The organism is Butyricimonas faecalis (assembly GCF_003991565.1).
In the GTDB taxonomy this organism is placed as follows: Bacteria; Bacteroidota; Bacteroidia; order Bacteroidales; family Marinifilaceae; genus Butyricimonas; species Butyricimonas faecalis.
In genome coordinates this window covers 1,527,842-1,541,789 of record NZ_CP032819.1, presented here as the reverse complement: position 1 = coordinate 1,541,789, position 13,948 = coordinate 1,527,842, and the positions used below count along the sequence as shown (strand labels likewise).

Annotated in this window: 13 protein-coding genes; 9 read left to right on the top strand and 4 right to left on the bottom strand. The window is 41.9% G+C overall.

Annotated elements, in window-relative coordinates:
* Nucleotides 1-14 precede the first annotated feature (14 nt).
* From D8S85_RS07010 to D8S85_RS06980, 7 genes are all read left to right on the top strand, one after another.
* Entirely contained in the window at nucleotides 15-1,277 is a 1,263-nt protein-coding gene (locus tag D8S85_RS07010) for a TolC family protein (protein ID WP_172726481.1), read from the top strand.
* Between the two features lie 240 nt (nucleotides 1,278-1,517).
* Nucleotides 1,518-3,305: an arginine--tRNA ligase gene (gene argS / locus D8S85_RS07005; RefSeq protein ID WP_127074911.1), complete on the top strand. Its 1,788-nt coding sequence runs from the start codon at nucleotides 1,518-1,520 to the stop codon at nucleotides 3,303-3,305.
* A gap of 20 nt (nucleotides 3,306-3,325) precedes the next feature.
* Nucleotides 3,326-3,829, top strand: a complete 504-nt coding sequence (locus D8S85_RS07000; RefSeq protein ID WP_106480085.1) for a flavin reductase family protein — start codon at nucleotides 3,326-3,328, stop codon at nucleotides 3,827-3,829.
* A gap of 3 nt (nucleotides 3,830-3,832) precedes the next feature.
* Entirely contained in the window at nucleotides 3,833-4,678 is an 846-nt protein-coding gene (locus D8S85_RS06995) for a histidinol-phosphatase (protein WP_127074910.1), read from the top strand.
* A 4-nt stretch (nucleotides 4,679-4,682) separates the two neighbouring features.
* A complete protein-coding gene (locus D8S85_RS06990) occupies nucleotides 4,683-5,729 on the top strand; it encodes an FKBP-type peptidyl-prolyl cis-trans isomerase (protein WP_106480084.1) in 1,047 nt (348 codons plus the stop codon).
* A 32-nt stretch (nucleotides 5,730-5,761) separates the two neighbouring features.
* Nucleotides 5,762-6,778, top strand: a complete 1,017-nt coding sequence (locus D8S85_RS06985; protein ID WP_106480083.1) for an FKBP-type peptidyl-prolyl cis-trans isomerase — start codon at nucleotides 5,762-5,764, stop codon at nucleotides 6,776-6,778.
* A 5-nt stretch (nucleotides 6,779-6,783) separates the two neighbouring features.
* Nucleotides 6,784-7,557 carry an inositol monophosphatase family protein gene (locus D8S85_RS06980; protein WP_106480082.1) on the top strand — a complete coding sequence of 258 codons (774 nt, stop codon included), beginning with the start codon at nucleotides 6,784-6,786 and terminating at the stop codon, nucleotides 7,555-7,557.
* 32 nt (nucleotides 7,558-7,589) lie between these two features.
* Here D8S85_RS06980 and D8S85_RS06975 read toward each other — a convergent pair whose 3' ends face one another.
* From D8S85_RS06975 to tilS, 4 genes are all read right to left on the bottom strand, one after another.
* Entirely contained in the window at nucleotides 7,590-8,891 is a 1,302-nt protein-coding gene (locus D8S85_RS06975; RefSeq protein ID WP_106480081.1) for a DEAD/DEAH box helicase, read from the bottom strand.
* Nucleotides 8,892-8,940: 49 nt separating this feature from the next.
* On the bottom strand, nucleotides 8,941-9,753 hold the full coding sequence (locus D8S85_RS06970) for a patatin-like phospholipase family protein (RefSeq protein WP_106480080.1): 813 nt from the start codon (nucleotides 9,751-9,753) through the stop codon (nucleotides 8,941-8,943).
* A 52-nt stretch (nucleotides 9,754-9,805) separates the two neighbouring features.
* Nucleotides 9,806-10,810 carry a type I glyceraldehyde-3-phosphate dehydrogenase gene (gene gap / locus D8S85_RS06965; RefSeq protein WP_106480079.1) on the bottom strand — a complete coding sequence of 335 codons (1,005 nt, stop codon included), beginning with the start codon at nucleotides 10,808-10,810 and terminating at the stop codon, nucleotides 9,806-9,808.
* Between the two features lie 280 nt (nucleotides 10,811-11,090).
* A complete protein-coding gene (gene tilS, locus D8S85_RS06955) occupies nucleotides 11,091-12,422 on the bottom strand; it encodes a tRNA lysidine(34) synthetase TilS (protein ID WP_106480078.1) in 1,332 nt (443 codons plus the stop codon).
* Between the two features lie 214 nt (nucleotides 12,423-12,636).
* On the opposite strand from tilS, the gene D8S85_RS06950 reads away from it, so the two are divergent.
* Nucleotides 12,637-13,149, top strand: coding sequence for a TlpA family protein disulfide reductase (locus D8S85_RS06950; RefSeq protein ID WP_106480077.1), 513 nt, complete (start codon nucleotides 12,637-12,639; stop codon nucleotides 13,147-13,149).
* Between the two features lie 150 nt (nucleotides 13,150-13,299).
* Complete coding sequence (locus D8S85_RS06945) at nucleotides 13,300-13,872, top strand: RNA polymerase sigma factor (RefSeq protein WP_106480076.1); 573 nt, start codon at nucleotides 13,300-13,302, stop codon at nucleotides 13,870-13,872.
* The last annotated feature ends 76 nt before the right edge of the window (nucleotides 13,873-13,948 follow it).

Below are 13,948 nucleotides of genomic sequence, written 5' to 3'. Positions count from 1 at the left end.
AATTTTCAATTATTATGAGGGTTTTATTTAGTATAGGAATGGTTTTGTTATTGGCGGGGACGGTGAAGGCGCAGACCTTGACGGTCGAGGAGTACCGGGCGAAGGTGCTGGAGTATAATCAGGACATCAAGCAATCGAGAGAGGCTGTTAAGGCGGCAATATACGCGTTGAAGGGGGTAAAGACGGGATTCTTCCCGAAATTGCAATTGAGTGGGAATTTTTCGTATCAGATAGAAGACGTGGAATTTATGCAGGGGGTTGATCTGAAACACAATAATTATTCGGTGGAGGCGGCATTGTCGCAGAACGTGTACGCGGGGAGTATGGTACGCAAGCAGCAGGAGGCGGCTAGGTTACAGAAAGCGATTGCCCGTTTGGGAGAAGAGTTGACGACCGATAATATTATTTATGCGGCTGACGTGAGTTATTGGACGTTGGCGGCTAACGAGAGTTTGTTTTATATCTCCCAAGAGTTCGTGTTGATCGTGAAGGAATTGGACGGAATTGTACAAAAGCGTTTTGACGAGGGGGCGATCAGCAAGACGGACTTGTTGATGGTGAAGACTCGCTTGAAGGAGGCGGAGTTGCAAGAGTCTACCCGGAATATGAATTACCAGACAGCGATGCAGTCGTTTAAAATCATGATGGGGGTTCCTTTAGAGGAAAAGTGGGTTATTACGGACTCGATTCAGAAACCGGTGATGGTTCCGGGTTTGCAACCGTTGGAGGTGGCCTTGAAACGGAGGGCCGATTACCAGATTGCCGTGCAGGATTTTAATTTGACCAAGCAACAGACCAAGATTATACGTTCCAAATATCTGCCGCAGTTTGCCGTGGGGGTGAAGGAGACGTGGGGTACGCCGTTGATTAATGTTGCTGGTGACGAGAAGTTTGCGACGGTGGCTTTTGCAAAGTTGAGTATGCCTATTTTTAACTGGGGAGAGAAACATCAGTACGTGAAACAGAATCGTGCGATGGAGGTGAGTAAGGAATTGATCATGAGTAAAGTAGAGGATCAAGTGAAAGAGGAATTGGCAAATGCTTGGGTGAAGTTGAACGAGAATAGGAAACAGGTGGAGATTGCTAATTCTACATTGGAGATAGCCTGGGAAAACTTGAAATTGAATACTTTTAGTTATAATGAAGGGAAACTACCGATTCTGGATGTGTTGTCTTCGCAGGTGACTTGGTTGCAAGCCTATACAAACGTGGTTTCGGCGAATTACCAGTATAAGGTGGCATACGCGGAGTATGTGAGAATTTTGGGAGGACGGTAGGATTTTAGATTTATGATTTCGGTCTCGAATGGTTGGTACTTTTTAATTGTAAATCGTAATTCATAAATCGTGAATTTCAGTTATAAATTAAGGATTTTTCCCTTGTTGTTGTGATTTTTTTGAGATCATGAGGGCAAGGGAAAAATTATGCTGTTTTTTTTCGGGTTTAGCGGGGATTTATAGCAAGAAATTGTATTTTTGCAGATCAATGGATTATATTGTATTAAAAGTTTGAGAGATATGACGATAGAAAAAATGCTTACTCAGCAGGTGCTGGAGGCCGTAAAGGCTTGTTATGGGGTTGAATTAACCGAGAAAGACGTACAATTGCAGGAAACCCGGAAGGAATTTGCCGGTGATTTGACCGTGGTCGTTTTCCCGTTTACCCGATATTCCAGAAAATCGCCAGAAGAAACGGCTAAAGAGCTGGGAGAGTATTTGAAACAAAATATTGAAGAGGTGGAAACCTACAACGTGATCAAGGGATTCCTGAACGTGGTGATTTCTTCCGCTTACTGGATCGAGGTGTTGAATGACGTGGCAAAAGAGGATAAGTACGGTTACGCGAAGGAGCCTAGCGGGAAGACTTACATGATTGAATACTCTTCACCGAACACGAATAAGCCGTTGCATTTGGGACATATCCGGAATAATTTTCTAGGGTGGTCTGTTTCCGAGATACAGAAGGCAAACGGGCATAAAGTGATTATGGCGAACTTGGTGAATGATCGGGGTATTCATATTTGCAAGAGTATGATTGCTTGGGAGAAGTTTGCTAATGGCGCTACTCCGGAAAGCACGGGAATCAAGGGGGATCATTTCGTGGGGGATTATTACGTGCGTTTTGACAAGGAGTACAAGGCGCAGATCAAGGAGTTGATGGCGCAGGGCAAGACGGAAGAGGAGGCGAAGAAAGAGGCCCCGATTTTGTTGGAGGCTCAGGAGATGTTGCGTAAGTGGGAGGCCGGGGACGAGAAGGTGGTCTCTTTGTGGCGGACTATGAATGATTGGGTGTTGAAAGGTTTTGACGAGACCTATAAAATGATGGGAATCTCGTTTGATAAAGTATATTTTGAGTCACAGACTTACAAAAAAGGACGTGATATCGTGTTGAAAGGATTGGCTGACGGTGTGCTTTACCGGAAAGATACCGGAAGCGTGTGGGCCGATCTTACGGGTGATGGGTTGGATCACAAGTTGTTGTTGCGGGATGACGGAACTTCCGTTTATATGACGCAGGATATCGGTACGGCATACGATCGATTCAATGAATTTAACATGGATCAGGAGATATACGTGGTGGGTAACGAGCAGAATTACCATTTCCAAGTATTATCGTTGGTTTGTAAAAAGCTGGGATTTGATTGGGCCGACAAGATCAAGCATCTTTCTTACGGTATGGTTGAATTGCCGGAGGGGAAAATGAAATCCCGCGAGGGTACGGTGGTGGATGCCGACGATTTGATCGAGGAGATGATTCACACGGCTCGTGCGACTTCCGAGGAGTTGGGGAAACTGGACGGTTACACGAAGGAAGAGGCCGAGGACGTGTATCGTAAAGTGGCTTTGGGTGCGTTGAAGTATTTTATATTGAAGGTTGACCCGAAGAAGACCATGATGTTTAATCCGAAGGAATCGATTGATTTTAACGGGAACACGGGACCGTTTATCCAGTACACCTATACCCGTATCAAGTCGGTTTTGCGTAAGGCGGAAGAGGCCGGGGTTAAGATTGTTCCGGGAGATATTCATACGGCATTGACCGAGAAGGAACAGAATTTGGTGAAACTGATTGCTAAATTGCCCGCGGTCGTGAAAGAGGCCGGAGATAATTACAGCCCGGCATTGATCGGGAACTATGCTTATGAACTGGCAAAGGAATTTAACCAGTTCTATCATGATTACTCTATCCTGAAGGAGGAGAACGAGCAAGTGCGTAATTTGCGTTTGTTACTGGCACAGCAATGTAGCGTGGCGATACAGAATGCCATGGGTATGTTGGGAATAGAGATGCCGGAGAGAATGTAATAATTTTAGATTTACGATATATGAAAAAGATTGCACCGAAAGATATAGACAAGAACGTGATTAAGTTGATCGGGCAGGATTGGATGCTGGTGGCTGCCGGGGATAAGGAGAAGTTCAATATGATGACGGCGAGTTGGGGATCGATGGGGTATTTGTGGAATAAACCCGTGGTGATGGTATTCGTGCGTCCGCAACGTTACACGTTTGAGTTTACTGAGAGAAAAGATGAGTTTACTTTGTCGTTTTTTGACGAGAAGTACCGTCATGCGTTGGATGTATGCGGTTCTGTTTCGGGACGTGACGTGAATAAGGTGCAGGAAAGCGGGTTGACACCCTATTTCACGGAGGCTGGGAATCCGGCTTTCGAGGAGGCTACGTTGGTGTTGGAGTGTAAAAAATTATATGCCGACTTCTTGAAGGAAGATGATTTTTTGGATAAAAAAGTCGTGGATAGTCTGTACGGCCAAAAGGATTTCCACAAGATGTACGTGGCCGAAATTGTTCATGCTTGGGTGAAGGAGTAGCTAATGGATTTATGCACGTATCATAGTCATTGTGATTTTTGTGACGGGAAAGCTCCGGCGGAGGATTTTGTGAAAGCGACCATCGAGGCGGGATTCCATAGTTATGGTATCTCTTCACACTCACCGCTTCCTTTTGAGACTCGTTGGTCTTTAAGCAAGAGGAATGTAGAAGCTTACTTGATGGAGATAAAGCGTTTGCGAGAGAAATACGCGGGGCAGATCGAGCTTTACGGGGGGATGGAAATTGATTATCTCAATGATGATTGGGGACCGGCGGTAGAGTATTTTCAGCGTTTGCCGTTGGATTATCGTATCGGTTCAGTGCATCTTGTAACGGAGGAACAGACGGGAGAGATGATGGACATGGACGGGAAGTTCGAGGATTTTAGGGAGAACTTGCGTTTGGTTTTTCATGATGATCTGAAATGTCTCGTGAAGGCTTATTTCAAGGCATCTTCCCGGATGGTGGAGTTGGGTGGTTTTGACTTCGTGGCGCATTTGGATAAAATATCCATGAATGGTTCACTGATGGATAGCACGTTGACGGAACAAGAGTGGTATAACCGGTTGTTGTGGGATTATATGTCCTTGATAGCGGAAAAAGGGGTTATGGTAGAGGTGAACACGAAGGCATACACGAGAAAGGGAATGATGTTCCCGAACGTGAAGTATTTCAAGTGGTTGAAAGAGTTGAATATTCCCGTAATGGTGAATTCTGATGCTCATTTGCCCCAGTTGATAAATGACAATCGGGCGTTGGCATTCGAGTGGTTGCGGGAAGTCGGAATAAAGAGCACGATGCGTTTGCATCAAGGTGCATGGGTAGAAGTACCAATAGATAATAAGTAGTATAATGAATAAATTTCTGATTCTATTAAGCAGTTTGTTTGCGTTGACTTTCTTCGGTTGTAATAACGATGAAGAGGAGCTCGATTTGATTGATACATTGGAAAATGAGAAGATTGCTATTCACGAGTACCTGAGTCAGATTACCACGCCTATTCTTTATCTTGAGTATTATAGTGTGCATGGTATGTTGATCGATACGGTTTTTATTTTCAATTACGATAATAGTGGTGAGGTGGCTAAAGATACAGGGTGGGTGTTGATGGATTACGAGAAATTTTATCTGAATGGAGCTAAATTGGATACGACGTCTCCCGAACAGGGGGATTCCACGTTCACTTATGCCTTTGGAGGACCGGTACTTTATCGTTATGACACGGTAAAGAAATATGATTATGTGGCGGAAGCGTTTCGACATATTGGTGTAGGAAGTACGGGAGGGGAAATGATTGTACCCTCTATTTTGGCCGGAGATAAAAATAATTATGGGAAACCGTTACATTATAAGTTAAAAGCGCATAAGCTCATTAACGATGTGAAAGTAAATGAATATGAGTTGATTCAAAGTTATTTGGGGAGTAGTTTTTTTGTGAGAAAGCCTTATGAGGATTTTCCTACGTATGAAATTACGTCGGTTACGGAGCGGGATACCGTTACTTATACCGCTATTGTGGAGAAAGGTGCGGGTGATCGGAATATTCAAGTGGGGGATTCTGTTTTGTTGGAAATGGATTACGGATTGTTGGATGATGTGGGGTTGCAGAATCGGGTGTTGAGAAGTATGGGGCGTGATTCTATTTATTTCTTATTTAATGAGACTTGGCAGAGAAATTATCCGGCAGGGTTGGTAAAAGGATTACAGCGTTTACAAGCTGGGGATTCTGCACATGTTATTGTGCCTTATGGAATGGCCTACGGGGCAGGGGGTACAACCCGGGAAATAACTTTTCGAGATCGTACGAAGTTAAAACAATATTTAATTCCTCCATATTCAACGTTGTGGTATTGGATACGGATTCGCAAAGTAGTTCCGCCTAAAACGGAAGAAGAATGATTTGAAAAATAACAGCTAAATAGAAACGAAAAATGAAAAGTAATTATTTAATTGTGTTGCTTGCTTTGCTGGCAAGTGGTTTCATGGGGTGTTCTGATGACGATAGTTATGATTGGTTTGGAGAACATGAGAAAGAAAAGGAAAAGTTGGCTGAGTATGTAAAAGATAAAAGTCCAAAGCAGTTTTTTGAATATGAAGGTTCGATCGGGGGAAAGAATTTTGTTGCTAATGCATATGTATTTAATTACAAAGAGAATGGCATGACTGCAGGGAATGGGGATTTTGTCTTGTATAATTATGTTCGAAAAACCCTTGATGGGACAGTATTAGATACCTCTGATAAGTATCTTGCTGTTGGTGTTGATGTGACCCCACTTGTTGCTTTAGGTGGTCCTATCTATATGTTTATGAAGGAGGATGAGAATGAACTAAATCCAATGGCTGATGTTTTTGCCTATATTCCGGAGGGAACAAAAGCAGAAGCTCTTTATTCTAGTCTGACTCCTGGATTTTTTGGAAATACGACTTATTCCTATTACGAATATACGGTAGAAAAAGTGATTAAAGATATGTCTTTGCTGGCTTATGAGAATAAATTGATAGAAAATTTTCTAGAATCAGTAAAAGATGAGATACAAGAACAGCCCATACAATTACCTTTAAATGAAGAAAGTGGCAAAGATACAATTACACAAGTAGCAAAAATACATGTTGAGACTGATAAGCAACAGGTGGAATTAACAGATAGTGTTACTATACATTATGATGCTTATATTTTGGACGAAATCAATGATAAATTTCGTGCGATTACCGAGATGAAAGATGATGAAAAAGTTACACTATATGTCCCGAATTTGATTGAGGGTTTCAAGCGAGGAGTTGTAAAACTGAAGGTTGACGAGGAGGCTTATATTCTTGTTCCTTCAGGTATGGGATATGGTTATAATGGGGTAAAAAGTTATGAAGGGCAATATTTGATACCTCCTTATGCGACACTTTTATATAAGGTTAAAGTGATATTTACCAAAAAAAATCCCCAAAAGGACTAAAAGCTATGAATATTGATTTGGAAAACACGTTGGAGCTTGCGGTTGCGTGGGCAAAGGAAGTTGGAGAAGTACAACGGTCTTACTTCAGAAGCGGTCATTTGGATATAGAAACGAAGTCAACGGTGCATGATGTCGTGACGAAGGTGGACAAACTAAGTGAATCCATGCTGATCGAGCGGATAGGTACGTGTTTTCCAGATCATAGTGTATTGGGGGAAGAAAGTGGGGAGCATGACGCTCATAGCGACTATCTGTGGGTGGTGGACCCGTTGGATGGGACAAATAATTACAGTCAGGGGTTACCCGTGTTTTGCGTGTCTATCGGGCTACAATATCGAGGAGAAACTTTACTCGGCGTGGTGTACGCTCCTTACTTGGACGAGTTGTACACGGCTATCCGGGGGAAAGGGGCTTTCTTGAATCATGTTCTAATCCATGTTTCTGATAAAACAGAACTCGATCGATCGGTTTTAGCCACCGGTTTTCCTTACGACAAAGGAATACACCCCGTGAATAATATCGATAATCTAAGTCGTATTTTGCCACATTTGCGAGGAATACGGCGTATGGGTTCTGCCGCTTACGATCTTTGCGGGGTGGCGGCCGGATTTCTGGATGGGTATTGGGAATTGGGGTTGAAACTCTGGGATGTATGTGCCGGAGTGCTTATCGTGGAAGAGGCAGGTGGACATGTTGAACCATTCCGGGATGATCGGGGAATCGCGATATTGTCGGGTAATCCGAAGATCGTGGAAAAAATGAAAGAATATATAAGTTGAGAGCCTCTTCCTCTTAAACTTGCCTGGAGTATTTACCTTGAAATTTCTATCTTAGCCCGCATATTTTTGATTTTCTCTCTTCGGATGAGGGAAAGTAGTTGTCTTAGATTGCCTCGTTTTACAGCGACAAAAGAGTGATGGTCCTTGACTTCGATTTTACCGATCTCTTCTTTTCTCAATTCTCCTTTCTGGCATAAAAAACCGACAATATCCATTTTGTTTACTTTGTCTTTTTTGCCTTTTCCGATATAGAGGGTGGACCAGTATGGTTCTGCCGGGGCCGGATACTTACCGACAGGCAAATATGTTTCCGGGGCATCAGGTAAATAATCTGGGAGCGGAGTATCTTTTTCGAGCAGGAGGAAAGCTGTTCCGGCTGCATTCATCCGTGCTGTTCTTCCATTTCGGTGTATAAAAGCTTCCGGTTTTTCGGGTAGGTGATAGTGAATAATATACTTTATTTCCGGGATATCCAGACCACGGGATGCAAGGTCGGTAGAGATAAAGATGTAAGTACTTCCGTTACGGAATTTGCACAGTACTCGCTCGCGTTCTTCCTGTTCCATTCCCCCGTGGAAATATTCGTTGTTCACACCTTTATCCCATAGGTAGTTACTCACTTCTTCTGCTCGTTCTCGATAGTTACAGAAAATCAGAGTAGGACCTTCCTCTAGATCACAGAGTAGCTTGTAGAGTGTGTCAAGTTTGTTGTAGCTTTCGGTGTATACACTTTTAAGTGTTAACTTGATGGGTTCTGCATTTTCCAGAAAATCAAGTACAAGTGGATCATGAAGTCCCGTGAATTCCGGAATTTTGACGGCTGATGTTGCAGAGGTTAAAACACGCTTTTTTAAGTGTGGTAAGTGCGAAAAGATGGTTCCCATGTCTTCTTGGAATCCAAATTCCAGCGCCTTGTCAAATTCATCAAGGATGATCGTGGAAATGGAATTCGTGTCGATTGTTCCCCGGGTGATGTGGTCAAGTATGCGTCCCGGAGTCCCGATGATCAGCGTGGGAGTGTATGATAGGCTACGACTTTCCTCGTTAATGTCGTGTCCCCCGTAGCAACATACAACCTTGAAGCCGCTTTTTAATGAGCGAAATACTTGCTCTATTTGCAAGGCTAGTTCTCTCGATGGTGCCAGGATGATGGCTTGTGCTTTCGTGTTACCCGGGTCGAGGTTTTCTAGTAAGGGTAACAGAAAAGCTAGCGTTTTGCCCGATCCGGTGGGAGAGAGCAGGATGATGTGATCGGTTTCTCTGTGAGCTTTCAGCGAGGTTTCTTGCATTTCGTTCAACGAGGATATTCCGAGGTTTTGTAAGGAGGGAAACATGGAGTTTTTAGATTTAGTGAAGTTGGATTTTCGATGAACCCACTTTGGCTCATCCTTTACAAGGGGAGAGTGCACTTAGTTTTTTCATGATCTTAGGACGAGCGAACACGATTTTAGCTTGTTGATAGCCTTCTTCCACAATTTTATCGATGTTGTTGAGGTCGAACATGCTGTATTGGCTGATGTGTTTGGGAATAATAACGATGTCACACAAGCGAGTGTCAATACTCATGTTTGATAGGATTCCCATGTGAAAGGATCGTTCTGCTAGATGTACCATGCTTTTGATTTGATTGCAAGGCTCCAGCGGGTCAATATGGACTCCGATGACGATGTCACACAAATCTCGGATGGGCCGTACGGGTAGGTTCATAAATACTCCACCGTCCGAATATTGCTGGTGATTGATCGTGACAGGTACGAACACGATCGGAATGGAACAGGAGGCTAGTACGCAGGGAATTACTTTTCCCGTGCTGAAATGTGTGGGTATACCTAAATTCATGTTGGTGGCAGTGACGACCAGGGGAATTTGTAGTTTTTCGAATGTATCAATATGGATAAATTCGGATAACTTTTTTTCCATTCCTGCCATATTCATGATACCGGTTTTGGAGACCAAAGGACGTGCAAAGTCAAGTAGTTTTTTGTTTTTGAAAAATGCAAGCCCGTCTTCTGCCGAATGACCGGATGCAAATATGAGTCCGGCTATTGCCCCTGCACTGGTTCCCGAAATAATATCCGGTTTGATTCCCAGTTCTTGCATTGCTTTGTATACTCCTAAATGAGCGAAACCTCTCGCTCCTCCTCCGCTTAGTGCCAAACCCAATTTGTAGGGTCGTTGCTGCTGGTTGTTTTCCATGTGGTTATGTGTGTAAGTTTAGGAACTAAAAAAGGGGCGATTGCCCCTTTTTTTATTTTACAGTAGCCATATGAGCTATTAACTCAAGAACTTTGTTGGAGTAACCCCACTCGTTATCGTACCAAGATACGAGTTTTACAAAGTTTGAATTTAACGCAATACCTGCTTTAGCATCGAAAATAGAAGTACGTGCATCTCCTAAGAAATCAGAAGAAACGACTTCGTCTTCGGTGTAACCAAGGATGCCTTTTAGTTCGTTTTCAGAGGCTTCTTTCATGGCAGCTTTGATTTCTTCGTAAGTTGCGGCTTTTTCCAGACGACAAGTCAAATCAACAACAGAAACGTCCAATGTCGGTACGCGGAATGACATACCTGTTAATTTACCATTCAGTTCCGGAATGACTTTACCCACGGCTTTAGCAGCTCCGGTAGATGACGGGATGATGTTACCTGCAGCGGCACGTCCACCTCTCCAGTCTTTCATGGAAGGACCATCAACGGTCTTTTGGGTAGCGGTGGTAGCGTGTACGGTGGTCATCAAACCTTCAACGATACCGAATTTATCATGTATTACTTTCGCTAGCGGAGCCAAGCAGTTCGTGGTACATGATGCGTTAGATACAATAGTTTGTCCGGCGTAAGTTTTGTGGTTTACACCCATCACGAACATCGGGGTATCATCTTTTGACGGGGCGGACATTACGACTCTTTTGGCCCCAGCTTTCAAGTGAGCTTCTGCTTTTTCTTTGGTTAAGAAAAGTCCGGTTGACTCAACTACATATTCTGCGCCTACCTCGTTCCATTTCAAGTCTTCCGGGTTTCTCTCTGCTGTAACACGGATTGCGTGACCGTTTACAACGAGTTTTCCATCTTTAGCTTCAACGGTTCCGTTGAAACGACCATGCATGGTGTCATATTTCAACATATAAACCATGTAATCGACATCGATGAGGTCGTTAATCCCAACGATTTCAATATCGTTTCTTGTCATTGCTGCTCTAAAAACCAGACGCCCAATACGTCCGAATCCGTTGATACCAACTTTAATCTTTGACATTTGTTTTTTTATTATTTGGTTAATAATGATGTTAACTCTCTCGTTTAATGTCATAAACTCATACAAATGTATGGATAAAAAAATGAAAAACAAAGAACTTTTAGATTAGTTATACGCGAACGTTTTTTTTCTTAAAAAAGTTTGCGCAAACGTTTTAAATATATATCTTTGCCCAGCAATTGAAGGAAATGTTTTTGCTTTTATAAGTGTAGTAAATTTATTGTTAGTGTGTTAAAAAGAGGTCGATTGACCTCTTTTTCTATTTCATGATTATGGCATATCAAATTCTTTTTAGTTGTTTGATAATTAGGACTCTTTTTGTGGCGGGAGATACCTTGTAGCGGTCGTCTATGCGATGACCGACTACCCAAATAATGTCTTTGCCAGATTGTAGAATAAGGCATTCTTTTTTCTGTTTAGCGCTGAATTTCAGGTCTGTGAAAAAGTCACTTAATTTCTTTTTACTACGTTTCATACCGAGCGGACAGAACCAGTCTCCCGTGGACCAGTGGCGTAACACGAGGGGATAGGTGATTTTGTCGAGATCGAAACAACCCGTGTTAAGATCGCAAGGAATAATAAAGGTGTCATCGATGTTTTGTTCATCGAGCTGGAAGATCATGTCATCGACGTGGTATTCTCCACTATCAGCCAGAAGCGTACGTTCGTCTTCTTTTTCTAAGATATTGAATAGACGCCAGTAGATTCGACCTTTCGTGAGCAAGTATTCTTCTGCTTCGAATTGCTTGCCGGGAATAGCATCGCTACTTGCCAGAATATCCTCGATTTGTGTGGCATTAAACCCGTATGGCCGGAGTATTTCGAATAAGAGTGTGTAAGGAGCCGGGGTTGCCAGAGTTTTCTGTATATCAATGAGGATTTCCCCGTTTTCTTCGCTAATCACTTCCTCTTTTAGACGGTCGATGCCATAACGATAAATTTGTTCCACTTCTTTGAGGGTGTTACAGTTCTCTCGAACCGTGTTGAGAAACGAGGGATTGATGTCCTTGCAAACGGGGATGATCATGTGGCGTATTTTATTTCGCACGTAGTCGAGCGAGTTGTTGGTTGAGTCGGTACGATACCCCAGTTGATTTTGCTCGATGTAGGCGATGATTTCTTCCCGGGAACGGGACAAGAGTGGGCGCAAGATACGGTCTTTCACTGGACGGATACCGGTGAGACCCTTGATTCCCGTTCCGCGACATATATTAATAAAGAGGGTTTCAGCAAGATCATCTGCATGATGCCCTACGACAATGTAATCCATTTTCTTTTTTTGACGCATTTCTTCGAACCATTCGTAACGTAGTTCTCGTGCAGCCATCTCTATGCTAATGCCTTTTTGCTTGGCGTATTCTTGCGTGTCAAAGTGTTTCACGCTCATGGGAATTCCATAGGTTTCACAGAATCGTTTTACGAATTGTTCATCCATGTTTGACTCTTTACCTCGCAAGTTAAAGTTACAATGCAAGGCGTATATGCGTAGGTTCAAGTACTTGAACGCATGGAGTAAAGTGATAGAATCGGCTCCCCCGCTAACGGCGATGATAAATCCCGCCTTCTTGTCAATCTCGTGTTCCTTGAAGAACTGTTTTATGGTGTCTAACATAACCTCTCTCTTTAATGAATAGCCTAAATTAGCGATTTTTCTTGAAAGAAGAAGGGAAATAAGAATAAAAATGCGGATTTTATTTTACCAGAAGCGTTGCTTTCTATTTAAGACTGTCATCGGAATCGTGTTCCAACGCTTGTATTTAATTTATTCAAGAATGAATATTAAAAATATTGTTTATCTTTGTTGAGAACCAAAAAAAGAAAAACTTATGAAAAGGGTATTTATTTTTATAGTTTTCTTGTTCGTGTTGGGAGGTTTGACTCGGGTTGATGCCCAAGAAAAGGAAACTTTGGTGAAAGTGGGGGATGATGTTCCCGAATTTGTGGTGGAGATGTTTGATGGACAAAAGATCGATATTAAAGATTTAAAGGGGAAAGTCGTGTTAATTAATTTCTGGGCCACGTGGTGTCCCCCATGTCAAGAGGAATTGAAACGAGTACAAAAGGAGATTATCGACCGTTTTAAAGGGAAAGATTTCGTGTTTCTGGCAATTTCCCGCGAGGAAACGAAGGAGCAGGTGAAAAAATTTCGGGATAGAAATGGCTATACATTCCCGATGGGCCTTGACCCGGAACGTAAGATTTATTCCAAGTTTGCCACGGCATCAATTCCAAGAAATTTTATCATCGATAAGAAAGGAAAGATCGTGGAGATTGAAGTTGGTTATACTAAAGAGTCTTTTGCAAAGATGATTGAAAAATTGGAAAAATTGTTGAAGTAATATTTGTTTATTTTATTATTGTAAGACCTTGGATAATGATGTTGAAAAGTGGCATTATCCTGGGGTTTGTTATGACGGGGTAAATCTACAAAATTATTTGTTTTTTAACTTTAAAGTTTTAATTTTGCTTTTGTATGGCATTATAAAAAGATGGAAAAAGAATATGCGGATATTGATCTTTTATTAAAGCTTTTACAACAAGGAGATGAAAAAGCTTTTCGGAGTTTATTTAAAGAGTTTTATGCTTCTTTGTGTTTGTTTGCTACTCATTATTTAGGAGATCAAGAAGCGGCCGCAGATATCGTTCAAGAATCTTTTTTAAAATATTGGAATAAAAGGGCTGATTTTGATAATTATTGTAGGATAAAGTCTTTTCTTTATGTTGTGGTTCGTCATGCATGTTTGAATCAATTGCGGAGTCAGAATTTGCGATTACACGTTTCAGACGAATTTATAAAGGATTCGGAACAGGATTTTTATAATTACGTGATGGAAGAGGAGGCTCATCGTCTTTTTAATAAAGCAATAGATAATCTACCACCTCAAATGCGTGCTGTGATAAATTTTTCATTAGACGGTTTAAAGAATTCAGAAATAGCCGAGAAAATGAATTTATCTGAAGGAACAGTACATTCTTATAAAAAAGAAGCTTATAAAAAGTTGAAAGTTAGTTTGCGAGAATATTATTATTTGTTATCAATATTATTATTTGCACTCGAATAATAGTTAATAAATATTAAATTATTTTTTGTGACACTCCATAAAATTCAAGTTTTGTGTTTTATGTATAAAAGAACTA